The following is a 16005-nucleotide window of genomic DNA, read 5'->3' on the forward strand; positions in this document are numbered from 1 at the left end:
ATCAATTCCAGTTTATGGAATCATCCATGGGAACACATAGGCTTGTAATGTGATGATAATACCAATCATCACGGTAAAGGAGATACTGTGTTTCACGGTAAAGCGGAACAAATCAGATTCTTTACCTACCAGACCTACAGCCGCACAGGCAATAGCAATCGATTGAGGTGAAATCATTTTTCCGGTCACCCCACCACTGGTATTGGCCGCAACCAGCAGTACTTCCGGCACGCCAATCTGTTGTGCCGTGGTCGCCTGAAGTGCCGAGAAAAGTGCATTCGCAGATGTGTCTGAACCAGTCAGAAACACGCCAATCCAGCCCAGGAATGGAGAGAAGAAAGTAAATGCCTGGCCTGTATGCGCCAGCGCTAAAGCCAGGGTGGCCGACATGCCTGAATAGTTCGCAATAAAGGCAAAGGCCAGTACCATACCAATGGAATAAATAGGAACTTTCAATTCATTGATGGTTTCGCCAAAGGTGATAAGTGCTGCTTTGGGCTTCATTTTCAGGAAAATGATGGTGATGATAGCGGCAATGAAAATGGCTGTGCCTGTAGCAGAAATCCAGTCAAATTTATAAATCGCATCGTAGTCCTTAATTTCAGGGACCACCGGCGGCATCTTCTGGATCAGCTGATGCAAATACGGCACCTTGATGGAAATCACCAGATCATGCAGCGCGCCATCTTTGGCAAATAAATCCTTAAAGGGCTTGATACTCCAGATGGTGACCATCGCGGTTAAAATGGCAAATGGTGACCATGCCTTGGCAATTTGAGCAATGCTATATTTTTGCTGTTTTTGAGCTGCGAGCTGTTGAGCAGCTGCTTCATCAACATTTGCATCTTGGTCTGCAAAACGGAAAATATGTTTCGGTTGCCAGAATTTAAGCAAAATTGTTAAAGAAATAAGTGAAGCAATTGCAGCGGTAATATCTGGCAGCTCAGGACCTACAAAATTAGAGGTTAGATATTGTGCTAGTGCGAATGATCCACCACCCACAATCACCGCTGGCCAGGTTTCTTTCACACCACGCCAGCCATCCATAATCGCCATAATCCAGAATAGAACAATGGGCACCATAAACGGCAACTGACGTCCTACCATCTGGCTAATTTCATGGGTATCTACCCCGGAAACCTGCCCGGCCACGATAATGGGAATCCCCATTGCGCCGAAAGCAACCGGTGCAGTATTGACAATCAGGCACAAGCCCGCTGCATATAAGGGTTTAAACCCTAAACCCACCAGCAATGCAGCAGTAATGGCAACCGGAGCACCAAAACCTGCCGCACCTTCCAGGAAAGTACCAAAGGCAAAACCCACAAAGAGCATTTGTAAGCGCTGATCTTCGGTAATGGACAGAATGGAGGAACGAATAATATCGAACTGTCCTGTTTTAACCGAAATTTTATACAGAAATACGGCGCCAATGATGATCCAGGCAATGGGCCACAAACCATAGAAAAAACCGTAAATCATCGATGCAAAAGCCATCACGACCGGCATCTGATAGGAAAATAATGAAACCAGCAGCGCCAGGATCACGGTAATTGTTCCCGCTACACTACCTTTCATGCGGAATACCGCAAGCGCTAAAAAGAAGAAAATGATGGGAATCAGGGCAATCAAACTGGAGAGCCAGATATTGCCCATAGGATCGTAAATCTGTTGCCATTGTTGAAGCATTGTCCTCTCCTTGAAATGCTTTTCCAGAATACAAAATGGTCTGATCACCTACCAATTAAAACCATAATTGGTATTACCAATATCCATTTAATTAAAAAAATATATCAATAAACTTTAAATATTCTATTTTTTAACCAAATAAAGATCAATAAGCAATTTCTTATTTAAAATTGGTCATACCAATATAATGCATGAAATATTTAAAATTTATACAGACTGCACTGATTAAAATTAACTTAGATATTTTTAATTATTTCATTTTTATTATTTTTTTAGAAAAATAATAAATCCGGGACAACCATCTAATACTTTAGTCGATAATATGGATTATTTGAACGATGCTTGCTCAAAGAAAAGCACTATTTATAACAAGCGTAAATACTGATCATTAGGATACAGATAACAGGTGCAACAGAAAGCCATTCTGAGAGGAAATAAAATGCACGGACATGTTGCAAGCGGTCAAACTTTCAATGTGCTGCTCAAAATTGTTATCCACCTTCCTTTTAACTCCTGTTAATAAGCCACAACTCTGCTCTGCTTCAAGATTTAATCAAAATCTTTGCTTATAACCATATATTGAATCTATCAATTTCAAATTTTCAACGAGATTTTCTTTTGTAAAACCATTAGAAATAAAATAGTGCTACAATTGAAGAAATGTGTATTTTCTTGGGCCACCAAATTTCTCGGTGCCTATTTCATATCGTTAGGATTAACAATGTCTGATAATGCAACTATCTTGCAGAATGTCCCAGTAGGCAAAAAAGTTGGTATTGCCTTCTCTGGTGGTCTAGATACTTCAGCTGCTCTATTGTGGATGAAACAAAAAGGCGCAGAACCTTATGCTTATACAGCGAATCTGGGTCAGCCTGATGAAGACGACTATGATGCGATTCCGAAAAAAGCGGAAGCGTATGGCGCAGTAAAAGCTCGCTTGGTTGATTGCCGATTACAACTTGCATTAGAAGGTATTGCTGCGATTCAATGTGGCGCTTTCCATATCAGCACTGGTGGTGTTCCTTACTTCAACACTACGCCATTGGGTCGTGCAGTAACCGGTACCATGCTTGTTACAGCAATGAAAGAAGATGACGTCAACATCTGGGGTGACGGTTCAACTTATAAAGGTAACGACATTGAACGTTTCTACCGTTATGGCTTGTTGACTAATCCTGCGCTTAAAATTTACAAACCTTGGTTAGACCAAACCTTTATTGATGAGCTTGGTGGTCGTGCGGAAATGTCACAATTCCTGATCGACAATGGCTTTGACTATAAAATGTCAAAAGAAAAAGCTTACTCAACTGACTCAAACATGCTGGGTGCGACTCACGAAGCGAAAGATCTTGAATACCTCAATGCTGGTATCAAAATCGTTGACCCAATCATGGGCGTGGCGTTCTGGAAAGAAGAAGTCGAAATCAAACCTGAAGAAGTATCCATTACTTTTGAAGAAGGTTTCCCTATTGCGATTAACGGTCAACGCATTGAAGATCCAGTTGAGTTCATTCTTGAAGCCAACCGTATCGGTGGTCGTCACGGTCTAGGTATGTCTGACCAAATCGAAAACCGTATCATTGAAGCGAAATCTCGCGGTATTTATGAAGCACCAGGTATGGCGCTTCTTCACATCGCTTACGAGCGTCTTGTGACTGGTATTCATAACGAAGACACCATTGAACAATACCGTATCAACGGTCTGCGTTTAGGTCGTTTATTGTACCAAGGCCGCTGGTTCGATTCTCAAGCGCTGATGCTTCGTGAAACTGCACAGCGCTGGGTAGCGAAAGCCATCACAGGTACTGTGACTTTAGAACTTCGTCGCGGTAATGACTACACAATTATGAACACTGAATCGCCTAACCTTACTTATGAAGCTGAGCGTTTGACGATGGAGAAAGGTGATTCTATGTTTAGTCCTGCTGACCGTATTGGTCAATTGACTATGCGTAACCTTGACATTACCGATACTCGCGCAAAATTGGGTATCTATACAGGTGCAGGCTTACTTTCTGTAGGTACAGGTTCAGCTGTTCCGCAATTAAAAGACAAAAACAAATAAGTTTGTTTTAGGTCAAAAAAACCGCTCGAAAGAGCGGTTTTTTTATCTGACCTGTTTATGATTTTATAAATTCAGTTGCAACGATATTGGAACGGAGAGATTGATAATAAATCTGGTTACGACCTAAATTCTTGGCACGATATAAAGCCTGATCAGCAATTTTTAATAACTCTTCTTTACTTAGCTCAGCTTCGCCATAATAAACAGTAATTCCTAAACTGATGGTAATAAAATTGGAGATTGAAGATTTCTCGTGAGGAATTTCTAGACGCTCGATGGCCTTATAGATATTTGATGCTACGACATAAGCACCATGAGCATCTGTTTCAGGCAGTAGTACCACAAACTCTTCCCCACCATATCGTGCAACAAAATCCATATGCCGAATGGCATTTTTAATCGATTTGGCGATAGAAGAAATCACATCATCGCCTTTCTGGTGCCCATAAAAATCGTTGTAGTTTTTAAAAAAATCAATATCAATAAACAGGATCGCCAAAGTACTTCGTTCTTGACGGGTTTGCTGGTAAAACACTTCCATCATTTCATCGAAACTACGACGGTTTGAGATTTTAGTCAGGTCATCATGCTGACTTAAATGCAATAATTCCGAATTATGAATCCGATGCATTTTTTCACTAATTTTGGTTCGCATTGTAAACAGATAAATCATTCGTTCACGCGCAAAAATCATATGACTAATCACATAACCAAACACACAACTGCCAAAAAGAATACGACCAAGTACCACGGCATCAAAATCAACATGAAGCAGAAAAAACAGAATGACTGTCAGCGAAGCCGCTAAAAATCCGGTCATCAACATCTGAAATGGTTTTACCCCGGAAATAAGGGAGCCCATAATGTAGATCATGCACAGAATGGCCATACCTTGTTGGCGTAAGGCGATAGTTTCTACGGTCAAAGTCAACCAGGACATGGAAGTCATGGCCCAAAACATAAGCCCCATGGAAGCCAGAGAAAAATAGGGACGCAATCTGGGAAAATGTGAAAAAGAAAATAAAACCAGCAGGCATACAGCACCATTGGCCAAACCTAGGCTACAGTTCAGAAAATCATGCCTGATATACTGTTTGTCAATCACCCAGTAGTCGCTGGGCAAAATCACCAGAATAAAAATAAAATAAGATAAAACGCCGCCCCACAGATATTTTTGTACATGCTTACGGGCACGCTCCAAATTTTTCGACCAAAATTCCTGTTCCATTTTTTTGGGAAAAACCTGACCTATACGCTGACTTTGCCGTATAATCAGCTCTTCTATTTTTTCTTTATCATATTGTAATTTCGCTAGATTATACTTGGATTCCATTGCCCAGCATTTCTTAATTCTTTTAGTTACTAAAAATAACATATTTTTCTTATTTAGAATTATGTATATATAACCATTTGTCTGTAATTCTCGTTACCATTTTCACACTTTATGGATTATCATCTGTTTTATTTCTTCGATTGAAATGACCTTGAATACAATCACTCTTCTCCAGCCAGATGATTGGCATGCTCACTTACGTGACGGTTTATCTTTAAAACGTACAGTTCCCGATCTTGCCAAGCAGTTTGCTCGTGCTATCTGCATGCCAAATACTGTCCCTCCCATCAAAACAGTTGAGGAAGCATTGGCTTATCGCGAACGCATTATGGCGCATGTCCCTGAAGGTGTCGCATTTGATCCACGTATGGTGCTTTACTTTACCGACCAGACTCAACCAAGCGAAGTCAAAAAAATTAAAGAATCTGAGCATGTCAATGCCATCAAGCTGTATCCAGCCGGTGCAACCACAAATTCAGACAATGGCGTCAGTGATATCAGTAAAGTCTATGCGGTGATTGAACAGCTGGAAGAACATCAGGTGCCATTGTTACTTCATGGTGAAGTCACCCACAATCATGTCGATATTTTTGACCGTGAAAAACGCTTTTTAGATGAAGTACTTTCACCGCTTTTAAAACAATTTCCAAAGCTTAAATTGGTTTTAGAACACATTACCACAAGCGATGCTGCACATTTTGTACTTGAACAGGACCGCAATGTAGCTGCTACCATTACCCCACAGCATTTACTGTTCAACCGTAACGATATGCTAGTGGGTGGTATTAAACCGCATTTCTATTGTTTGCCGATTTTAAAACGTCAAAGCCATCAGCAAACATTACTTGAAGTTGCAACCAGTTCTAATCCCAAATTTTTCCTGGGTACAGACAGCGCGCCGCATTCAAAAAATGCCAAAGAAAATGCCTGTGGCTGTGCCGGTTGCTATAGCGCCCCTACCGCAATTGAATTATATGCTCAGGCTTTTGATCAGGCAGGTCGACTGGACCGTCTGGAAGGTTTTGCCAGCCATTTCGGTGCGGACTTCTATGGTCTGCCGCGCAATACCAATACCATTACCTTGGTCAAAGAAGAGCAAGTTATTCCGGAAAGTTTAGACTATTTGGATGGTGAACAGATTATCCCATTGTATGCGGGTAAGACCATCCAATGGAGAAAAGTGTGACAGATGAAACCACACCAGTAATTGGTCAGCGTTTCCGTGGATTTTTACCTGTTGTTGTCGATGTCGAGACAGCAGGTTTTAACTCACAGACTGATGCCTTACTGGAAATCGCAGCAATCCCAATCATTTATAATGAAGAAGGCCAATTTGTACCTGGTGAAGCGCACCATGCACATATTAATCCTTTTGCAGGGGCGAATTTAGACCGCCGTTCTCTGGAATTTATTGGTATAGATCCATCAAACCCAATGCGCATTGCCATGGCGGAAGATGAAAAAAGTGCATTAAAACGCATTTTCAAATCGGTCAATGAAGTTCGTCGTCAACAAAACTGTACCCATGCCGTTTTGGTCGGCCATAATGCACATTTCGATTTGGGCTTTGTACAAGCGGCCATTGCCCGTACAGGGACTAAAAATCAAAACCCTTTTCACAGTTTTTCGGTGTTTGATACTGTGACTTTAAGTGCCGTGATGTTTGGTCAGACTGTACTGGCAAAATCATGTATTCAGGCTGGAATTGAGTTTGATGGTAAGGAAGCACACTCTGCTTTATACGACACTCAAAAGACTGCGGAACTGTTTTGCTATATTTTGAACAAACTCGCACCCCATCTACTTGACACCTTGGTGGCGGATCAATAAGATACCGCCATCTTCTAAACGTCCCTATCGTCTAGAGGCCTAGGACATCGCCCTTTCACGGCGGTAACCGGGGTTCGAATCCCCGTAGGGACGCCATCTATTTTTCTATCCTATTTATTTAGCTATTCATTTATTTTTAGTTTTTTAATGCCCCCTCATTTTTATACATGAAAAGCATTTTGAGCTTTAAAGCCTCCATTCGTATATTGAAAAAACGAACCACCCAAAAACCACCATAAGTTCGAGTGAATCACCGAACATTATTTCTAAAATTACTCATCCCATCCTGAATATTCCTTTTCAAAGCTTGTTTTTTAAAGTTTAGCCTTAAGCGCTACAGCACCCTTTTTTTATCGCCATTTGCATGCTAAGTTCACTCTATTGAAATCAATGACCCTGAAATCATGTTGAAAAAAGCTTTTATTGTTTTAATCATTCTTCTTCCCTCAGCTTTATATTTATATATCGTCAGCAAAGATAAAGCTCCAGACAAAGATTCATCAATCACGCCAGTAGCAGCTCCAGCACAAGAGCAACCTCAAAAATATCAAACACCAGACCACTAATTTGTGGTCTTTTAAATTTCAGTTTTCCATCAACTCCTCTGAATCATGGAAAATTTGATTTATTTGATAATTCACGTACCCCCTAAAATAATACGTTCAATTTATTATTTATCTTATGCACTATTATTATCAACCTTCGCAGCATTCGTCTGCTGGGAAACCTAAGCCATCGCTAAACAGAGAGACCACAACGAGCCATCTCTTTCAGTTATCCTTAGATGGTGCATTAATATCAAGTTATATCGTGCTAAAAATTCATACTGTTTTAAAGTGACAGATCAAGTAGCTTTTAAAAACTGTGCTTTTTTATTTTATATTTGTCATTTTTTATGCAATTAATTCAATATTTTAAAAATAACACAATTACAGGTTTGACAGCTTTATTAAAAATCCATAATATACGCATCACCTCCTAACGACCCTATCGTCTAGAGGCCTAGGACATCGCCCTTTCACGGCGGTAACCGGGGTTCGAATCCCCGTAGGGTCGCCATATATCGTGCTATACGATCATTCAAGCTTCAACACTTATCATTATTACATTGCAGATTTGTAGTTTTTCACTACAATAGTTCGCTTCATTTTTCTTTTTCATTTTCTCTTATGCAGTCATCTCATACTCCGAATGATGCTACGCATCAGGGCAATTCTGCGCCTTTAAAACGCGCTATGAGTACTCGACATCTGGTCATGATTTCGCTAGGAGGCGCAATCGGAACGGGGTTATTTTTAGGTTCTGGTGAAGTCATTGCACAAACGGGGCCTGTAGGTGCCATCATCTCCTATGTATTAGGCGGTTTAATTGCCTATGCAGTCATGCTTTGCCTGGGCGAACTTGCGGTACATATGCCCGAATCGGGTTCGTTTGGTACTTATGCCCGCAGATATATTGGTCCAGGTACAGGTTATATGATTACCTGGTTGTACTGGCTGACCTGGACTGCCACCCTTGGAACCGAATTTACTGCCGCAGCCTTGCTGATGCAGGAATGGTTTCCGGAAATTTCAGTCTGGATCTGGACCATCATTTTTGCAGCCATTGTGTTTGGGCTTAATATGAGTTCAACAAAGTTATTTGCAGAGTCTGAATTCTGGCTATCCCTGGTCAAAGTCGTGACTGTAATTAGCTTTATTATTTTAGGCTTATTGGCAATTTTTGGTGTGCTTTCGTTTCAGGGTCACAGTTCTGCGCCTTTATTTAGCAACATTACGGCTCAGGGCTGGTTTCCTCAAGGCTTATTTCCAATTTTCGCTACCATGCTGATTGTCAACTTTGCCTTCTCTGGCACTGAACTGATTGGTGTTGCCGCAGGTGAAACTCAGGATCCGGCTAAAAACGTACCCAAAGCCATCAATGCTGCCATCTGGCGATTACTGATTTTCTTTGTCGGTACCATTGTGGTGATTAGCGCGCTGTTACCGCATCAGATGGCGGGCTTGGGGGCTGAAGGTGTCAGTAGCAGTCCGTTTGTAACGGTATTTACTTATATTGGTATTCCACATGCGGAAGATATCATCCGCTTTGTGATTATCACTGCGCTGTTATCAGCAGCCAACTCGGGTTTATATGCCGCGTCCCGCATGATGTGGTCTTTATCTGACAAAAAACAGTTACCTGCCGTGTTCTCTAAAGTGAACCACCGTGGCATTCCTTTTGTGGCGATTATTGTCACCATGCTTGGTGCGATTCCGGGCTTATTGTCAGAGCAGTTTGCACCGGAAACCATCTTCAAGAACCTGCTGGGTGTAGCTGCATTTACAATGGTGGTGGTCTGGATGAGCATTTGCTTAAGCCAGTTCAATTTCCGTCGTCGGTGGTATAAGGCCGGTCATACCGTGCAAGAGTTAGGCTTTGCAGCACCGCTGTTCCCGATTGTACCGATTCTAGGTTTTGTGTTCTGTTTTATTACCTGTATCAGTATGGCCGCAGATCCGGAAATGCTAGCCGGCTTTATTGGCTGCCTGCTGTTTATTGCGGGTTGTTATCTCAGTTACCATGTTTTCTATCGAAAGCAAAACTAACACAGAAAAGGAGTGGTCAAGTACCGCTCTTTTTTTTACGCTCAATCAAGCGACCCCCTTTCTATAAAAGCTCTGACCATGTATGAAAATCATTTTTATTCACGGCATGAATCAACAGAATTACGATCAACCTTCATTAAAACAGCATTGGCTATCCGCTTTTCAAACCGGCCTACGCAATTCCCAGCAAAATATTGATCTTAACGCTCTGGAACTGCGCTTTCCTTTTTATGGTGATTTGCTCAGCAAACATCATTTGTATAACAGCCTGGATCTGGAGACCTTTTTACCCAAGTCCATCTCCCATTTACATCTTCCCTTTCATTTAAGACATAACACTACCATTGTCCCGGAACAGCATCCCTGTGCGAGAAGATTACCGAGTGTAAATCCCGAAAGCTCTGAGTCATTCACGCAGCGATTGGCACTCATTAGCGCACTCACCAGAGATCATGCATTTAAGGAACTGGCACTATTTCTCAATCATTATCCCAAGCTGCATGAAACATTTATTCATAAATTCCTGATTGAAACCTATTTATATTTATCTAACCCAGATTTCATGCATGAAGTTCACCATCGAATCATGTCTTATCTACATCCCGAGCTAGATCATATTATTGTGGCGCATTCCCTCGGTTCGGTCATTACCTATAACCTGCTGCATCAATATCCGCATTTTAGAATTCAGCGCTTTATTACCCTAGGCTCTCCCCTGGCTTTTAGAGTCATTCAGGAAAAACTCGTCACCCCGATTTCCAGACCACCCCAGCTGCAGGGTGACTGGTTTAATTTTTATTCACCTGACGATTTTTTGACTGCTTTTCCTTTATCAGAAGCCCCTTTCAATTTTCAGCCACCCATCATTAACCAAGCGATTACTACATCTTTTTATAATCCTCACAGTATTATCGGTTACTTACAGCATCCGGCAGTGATCAACAGCATCATTGAGGGTTTAAGCGCAGAAAAATAGTGATTTTCAAAACACATTTCACACATTTGTTTTATTTTTATTCAGTTGAGTCTATTTTTAAACATTATCCCGAAAAAAGGTTTGACAGGGTGTCCTATCCACCCTATTATACGCCCACCTCTGAAACGTCCCTATCGTCTAGAGGCCTAGGACATCGCCCTTTCACGGCGGTAACCGGGGTTCGAATCCCCGTAGGGACGCCAATACTTAGATGACCCTATCGTCTAGAGGCCTAGGACATCGCCCTTTCACGGCGGTAACCGGGGTTCGAATCCCCGTAGGGTCGCCATATTCGAGATTGCAAAACCTCAGCAAAAAGCCTGATCATCATGAATCAGGCTTTTTTGTTTTTAAATAGATTGAATTTCAACATTGCTTGATCTTTACTGCACATCTAAAGAAATTATAAAAATAGAGCAGACCTGCCTTTCAACGTACACGGAAAAAAGGACAATGGTCTGCTGTGCAGTTTCAGTCTTATTGGGCTAAAGCATGGTAGCCTTAAGCACTACGACGTGAATTAATCTGCCCTTTAATAATGGCGGTAATATTGTTTTTGGCATATTTCAAGAAAACTTTGAGCGGTGACAGTTTTGGATTTGGACGTTTACCACGCGCAATATCCTTAAACTGTGCGGCATACCAAATAATTTCCATAATCGCCATTTTATCGACTATCGGAATGCCGGTTTTGATTTTATCTACCGCATAACGCACGTCCTGCCCTGCAATCAGACGGTCGGTTAAATCGGTTTCCACTGCCAATGGTCGTGCTATGCCAATAAACTCACAAGCGCCACTGTCCAGTGCTGCATTCATGCCTTCAACAGTACGGAATCCACCGGTCACCATTAAATGGCATTTCACTTCTTTGCGAATTTTCTCGGCAAAATCGAGGAAATAGGCTTCGCGGGCAATGCTACTGGCTTTGCGCTTGTCTTCTTTTGCACCCGCCATAGCCGGAGCTTCATAAGTTCCACCAGAAATCTCGATCAGATCGATTCCAGCAGCATCTATGGCTTTAAAGACCGCAACCACTTCATCTTCGGTAATGCCGCCACGCTGGAAATCAGCCGAGTTCAGTTTCACGGAAATGATAAATTGATCCGAGGTTGCAGCACGGACAGCCTTATAAATTTCCAACAGGAAGCGCATCCGGTTTTCAATCGAACCACTCCATTGATCCTGACGCTTGTTGGTCAATGGCGATAAAAACTGGCTGATCAGATAACCATGCGCACCATGCAACTGTATGCCTTCAAAGCCAGCTTTTTCGCAGATTTGTGCAGAAATGGCAAAACGCTGGATAATATCGATAATCTCATCTTCACGTAATTCACGTGGTGTGCCAAAGGTAGTTGCCAGTGCAGGAGAAAAAGGCACAGCCGAAGGTGCTACAGTTTCCCTGTTTAGACCTTTAGGACACTGGCGGCCGGGATGGGATAATTGCACCAGTTGCACCATGCCATATTTCTTGCCGAGCGCTGCCCATTGCTGTAGCTTGGCCAAATCACGTTCCGATTCAATCACTACCACGCCCGGTTCATTTTTGGCACGGAAATCTACCATCACATTTCCTGTAATGGCACAACCTAAACCGCCTTTGGCCCAGGTTTCATAAAGATTGAAATGCAACTGGCTGGGCTGACCCGCATCATTTGCCAGAGCTTCACTCATTGCGGCTTTGATAATTCTGTTTTTAAAAGTGATATTTCGAATGGTAATGGCTTCAGCAAGATGGCTCATCTCTCAATCCTGACTTATTTGTATTTATATAGAGTGAAAACTCTAACCTGAATATACAATTCGTCAATAGGCTATTTGACAATATGACTTGTCAGTAGTTTTAAACATACTGACTTGCTTCGATTAATTGACGGGTATATTCAGTTTGCGGATTTAAAAACAGCTGTTCAGTGTCTTGAAATTCCATGACCTGCGCATGGCGCAGCACCAGCACCTTCTGACACAAGGCTTTAACCACTTGCAGGTCATGGCTGATAAACAGATAACTGATCTGATGTTCCTGCTGTAAACGTCTGAGCAATTTCACGATGGCACGCTGCGTGGTACGGTCCAGCGCCGAGGTCGGTTCATCCAGTATCAGCAGTTTAGGATTCAACACCAAAGCGCGTGCCAAGGCGACACGCTGACGTTGTCCACCTGACAGCTCATGTGGATAACGAGTTCTAAAGCTGATCGGCAATTCCACTTTTTCCAGGGCCTCATCAATCCGCTGAGATATGTCTGTAGCAGAAAGTTTTTTTAAGCCCAAGCCTTCACCAATGGTTTGCTCGACATTCAAACGCGGATTCAAACTGCTAAACGGGTCTTGAAACACCATCTGAAATTCGGCACGTAAAGGCCGTAACTGTTTTTCATTGCATTGGTTTAAATCGGTACCGAGCAGCACAATTTCACCGTCACTTTTGATCAAACGGCTAATAGCCAAAGCCAGTGAACTTTTACCCGAACCGCTTTCACCGACAATACCAATCGATTCACCTTGGGCTAATTGTAAGTCCAAAGGCTCGACCGCAATAAAATAGTCTTTGACCCAGTTGAGTAATCCCTGCTTGATCGGGAACTTCACCGCAACCTGCTTTAAGGTCAATAAATTTTCAGCTTCTGGAATGTGTAGCGCCTCACCAAAATCATGATTCAGTAAATCTCGGGTATAGGCCTGCTTCGGCTGTTGAAATATTTCCGCTACGCTGCCCTGTTCTTCTACTACACCTTTGTTCATTACAATGACCTGATCGGCATAGCGACGTACCAGATTAAGATCATGGCTGATCAGAATCATCGCCATATTTCGGCTTTGCTGCAAAGATTTAAGCAGTTTGAGAATCTGTGCTTGCAAGGTAACATCCAGCGCTGTGGTCGGTTCATCGGCAATCAGAATGTCTGGATCTAAGGCCAGTGCCATGGCAATCATCACGCGCTGCCGCTGTCCACCGGAAAGCTCATGCGGATAACGGCGCAATTTCTCTTCAGGGTCGGTAATACCGACATCTTGCAATAATTCGATAATACGTGCCCGGGTCTTCTGTTTGGACCAGCCTTGCAGCAATAAGGTTTCACCAATAATTTTTTCCACCCTGTGCAAGGGATTTAAAGCCGTCATCGGTTCCTGAAAAATCATGGCAATTTTCTGGCCACGAATTTGTCGTAACTGTTCAGTTTTCAGTGCCAGTAGATTTTGCTGTCCCAATAAGGCCTGACCTTGAATCTTCAAAGTACTGGGTAACAGTCCGAGTAAAGCCAAACTGCTAATCGACTTACCCGAACCACTTTCACCGACCAGTGCAACGGTTTCACCAGCATGCAACTGAAAATTCAGGTCAGCTACCAGCACATGCTCTGCTTGCCGGATATTTAAATGCTGCACGCTTAACAAGGCTTGCGGATTATTGGCGTCTTGGATCGAATGCATCACGTGTCGCCTCCCCAATATAAATCAGTAAAGATAGGACAATGGCCAGGGTAAAGAAGCCGGACAGTGCAAGCCATGGTGAATTCAGGTTGGATTTGCCTTGTAATAACAACTCACCCAAAGATGCAGCATCTGGCGGTAAACCATAGCCCAGGAAGTCTAATGCTGTTAGTGCAGTGATGTTTGCGGTCAACATAAAAGGTAACTGCGACAGGCTGGAACTCATGGCATTCGGCAAAATGTGGCGCAGCATAATGGTTCGGTCTGTGACGCCCAGACTGCGTGCTGCACGGACATAGTCCAGATGACGTGCCTTTAAAAATTCCGCACGCACCAATCCAACTAAGGTGGTCCAGCCGAATAACAACATAATCAGAAACAGCCAGTACACATTCGGAGTAAACATGCTGACCAGAATTATCACCATCAATAACATTGGCAAACCGCCCCACACTTCTAAAATCCGCTGACCCAATAAATCAACCCAACCACCGTAATAGCCCTGAATCGCTCCCACGGCAATACCTAAAAGCGCTGATGCAATGGTTAATGCAAAACCAAACAGCAGCGATACACGCAAACCATAAAGGATACGCGCCAATACATCACGCCCCTGATCATCGGTACCTAACCAGTTTTGCGAGGTCGGTGCAGATGGCACCGGTACTGCCAGTTCCAGATTGGGCGTTTGATAGGAATATTGAATCAGTGGCCAGACTGCCCAGCCTTTTTCATCAATCAATTGCTGCACGACCGGGTCTTTATAATCAGCTTCGGTTTCAAACACCCCGCCAAAAGTCGTTTCCGGATAAGACTTTAACACCGGCACATACAGTGAATGTTTATAGCTTACCAACAGCGGTTTATCGTTCGCGATCAACTCAGAAGCCAGCGACAACACAAAAATCACGGCAAAGAGGATTAAGCAGCCAAAACCGAGTTTATTTTCCTGAAAGCGTTTCAAACGCGCCTGCATTAACGGGGACATTATTCAGCACCTCGCGAATCAAAATTAATCCGCGGATCAATCACCTGATACAGCACATCACTGATTAATCGCAGAATCAGACCCAGCAAAGTAAATAAGAACAGGGTTCCAAAAATAACCGGATAATCACGCTGTTGGATGGCTTCAAAGCCCAGCAGCCCCAAACCATCCAGATTGAAGATAATTTCAATAAACAGGTTGCCGACAAAGAAAATCCCGATCAGGGCTTCAGGCAAACCGGCAATCACTATCAGCATGGCATTACGAAACACATGACCATACAGCACCCGTGATTCTGTCAGGCCTTTAGAGCGCGCTGCCAGTACATACTGCTTGTTTAATTCTTCCATAAAGGAATATTTGGTCAAATAGGTCAGCCCGGCAAAGCCGCCAATCACCATGGCCAATAAAGGCAAAGTCATATGCCAGAAATAGTCTTTGATTTTGCCCAGCCAGCTTAGGCTATGGAAATTTTCCGATACCAGACCTTGCAGCGGAAACCACTGAAAATAGGACCCACCGGCAAAGAATACAATCAGTAACACTGCAAAAACAAAGGCAGGCACCGCATAACCAATCGCCAGTAACAAGGAGGTAGATTTATCAAACAGCATGCCATGCTGCCGGGCTTTTTTAATACCCAAAGGAATAGACACCAGATAAATCAGTAAAGTGCTCCATAACCCCAGGGACAAGGACACCGGCATTTTTTCCCACAGCAATTGCGTGACCGGCTTATCTTTAAAAAAACTGCTGCCAAAATCGAAGCTGGCATAACTTTTCAGCATGTCCCAGAAGCGGATGTGCGCAGGCTGATCAAAGCCATATTGGGCTTTAATCTTTTCCACCATTTCTGCACTTAAACCTTTTGCTCCCTGATAATTATTTTTTGCAGCAGCAGTTTCGCCACCCGTTGCACCTAGGCCCTGAAAAGCTTCTGCCTGTTGAATAGCCTGCTCGACTGGGCCGCCCGGTGCAATCTGGATCACCACAAAGTTAATCAACAAAATGAAAAACAACGTTGGAATAATCAGCAGCAGTCTTTTTAATATATATATGCCCATCGAAACAGTGTTCCCTGTGCCTGCGTTATGACTTAT

The 16005-nt window shown here is 42.9% G+C and carries 12 protein-coding genes and 4 tRNA genes; 10 read left to right on the forward strand and 6 right to left on the reverse strand.

The window, feature by feature from the left end:
• Positions 1–12: 12 nt before the first annotated feature.
• Positions 13–1689: an L-lactate permease gene (gene lldP, locus ABJ384_RS10275; protein WP_349927151.1), complete on the reverse strand. Its 1677-nt coding sequence runs from the start codon at positions 1687–1689 to the stop codon at positions 13–15.
• Between the two features lie 721 nt (positions 1690–2410).
• On the opposite strand from lldP, the gene argG reads away from it, so the two are divergent.
• Complete coding sequence (gene argG, locus ABJ384_RS10280; RefSeq protein ID WP_349927153.1) at positions 2411–3754, forward strand: argininosuccinate synthase; 1344 nt, start codon at positions 2411–2413, stop codon at positions 3752–3754.
• 55 nt (positions 3755–3809) lie between these two features.
• Here argG and ABJ384_RS10285 read toward each other — a convergent pair whose 3' ends face one another.
• The gene (locus ABJ384_RS10285; RefSeq protein WP_349927155.1) at positions 3810–5087 is read right to left on the reverse strand and encodes a GGDEF domain-containing protein; all 1278 of its coding nucleotides are present in this window, start codon (positions 5085–5087) and stop codon (positions 3810–3812) included.
• 151 nt (positions 5088–5238) lie between these two features.
• Here ABJ384_RS10285 and pyrC point away from each other — a divergent pair, with 151 nt between their 5' ends.
• The 9 genes from pyrC to ABJ384_RS10330 all read left to right on the forward strand — a co-directional run bounded on the left by pyrC (position 5239) and on the right by ABJ384_RS10330 (position 10770).
• Positions 5239–6273: a dihydroorotase gene (gene pyrC / locus ABJ384_RS10290; protein ID WP_086195131.1), complete on the forward strand. Its 1035-nt coding sequence runs from the start codon at positions 5239–5241 to the stop codon at positions 6271–6273.
• Positions 6258–6917, forward strand: coding sequence for a ribonuclease T (gene rnt / locus ABJ384_RS10295; RefSeq protein ID WP_349927157.1), 660 nt, complete (start codon positions 6258–6260; stop codon positions 6915–6917). The genes pyrC and rnt overlap by 16 nt, the downstream gene beginning before the upstream one ends.
• A gap of 20 nt (positions 6918–6937) precedes the next feature.
• Positions 6938–7013: transfer RNA gene (locus ABJ384_RS10300), tRNA-Glu, on the forward strand.
• 308 nt (positions 7014–7321) lie between these two features.
• Positions 7322–7483: a hypothetical protein gene (locus tag ABJ384_RS10305; protein ID WP_349927159.1), complete on the forward strand. Its 162-nt coding sequence runs from the start codon at positions 7322–7324 to the stop codon at positions 7481–7483.
• A 417-nt stretch (positions 7484–7900) separates the two neighbouring features.
• Positions 7901–7976 (forward strand) — tRNA-Glu (locus ABJ384_RS10310).
• 110 nt (positions 7977–8086) lie between these two features.
• The gene (locus ABJ384_RS10315; protein ID WP_349927161.1) at positions 8087–9505 is read left to right on the forward strand and encodes an amino acid permease; all 1419 of its coding nucleotides are present in this window, start codon (positions 8087–8089) and stop codon (positions 9503–9505) included.
• A gap of 82 nt (positions 9506–9587) precedes the next feature.
• The gene (locus tag ABJ384_RS10320) at positions 9588–10481 is read left to right on the forward strand and encodes a hypothetical protein (RefSeq protein ID WP_349927163.1); all 894 of its coding nucleotides are present in this window, start codon (positions 9588–9590) and stop codon (positions 10479–10481) included.
• 127 nt (positions 10482–10608) lie between these two features.
• A tRNA-Glu gene (locus ABJ384_RS10325) sits at positions 10609–10684 on the forward strand.
• A gap of 10 nt (positions 10685–10694) precedes the next feature.
• Positions 10695–10770, forward strand: a tRNA-Glu gene (locus ABJ384_RS10330).
• Between the two features lie 212 nt (positions 10771–10982).
• On the opposite strand, the gene ABJ384_RS10335 is transcribed toward ABJ384_RS10330, so the two are convergent.
• From ABJ384_RS10335 to yejB, 4 genes are all read right to left on the reverse strand, one after another.
• On the reverse strand, positions 10983–12227 hold the full coding sequence (locus tag ABJ384_RS10335) for an NADH:flavin oxidoreductase/NADH oxidase family protein (RefSeq protein WP_349927164.1): 1245 nt from the start codon (positions 12225–12227) through the stop codon (positions 10983–10985).
• Between the two features lie 100 nt (positions 12228–12327).
• Positions 12328–13917, reverse strand: a complete 1590-nt coding sequence (locus ABJ384_RS10340) for a dipeptide ABC transporter ATP-binding protein (RefSeq protein WP_349929738.1) — start codon at positions 13915–13917, stop codon at positions 12328–12330.
• The gene (locus tag ABJ384_RS10345; RefSeq protein ID WP_349927166.1) at positions 13892–14905 is read right to left on the reverse strand and encodes an ABC transporter permease; all 1014 of its coding nucleotides are present in this window, start codon (positions 14903–14905) and stop codon (positions 13892–13894) included. Before ABJ384_RS10345 ends, ABJ384_RS10340 begins: the two co-directional genes overlap by 26 nt.
• Positions 14905–15969 carry a microcin C ABC transporter permease YejB gene (gene yejB / locus ABJ384_RS10350; RefSeq protein WP_180042732.1) on the reverse strand — a complete coding sequence of 355 codons (1065 nt, stop codon included), beginning with the start codon at positions 15967–15969 and terminating at the stop codon, positions 14905–14907. The genes ABJ384_RS10345 and yejB overlap by 1 nt, the downstream gene beginning before the upstream one ends.
• Positions 15970–16005 lie beyond the last annotated feature (36 nt).

The organism is Acinetobacter sp. A1-4-2, from assembly GCF_040233925.1.
Lineage (GTDB): Bacteria > Pseudomonadota > Gammaproteobacteria > Pseudomonadales > Moraxellaceae > Acinetobacter.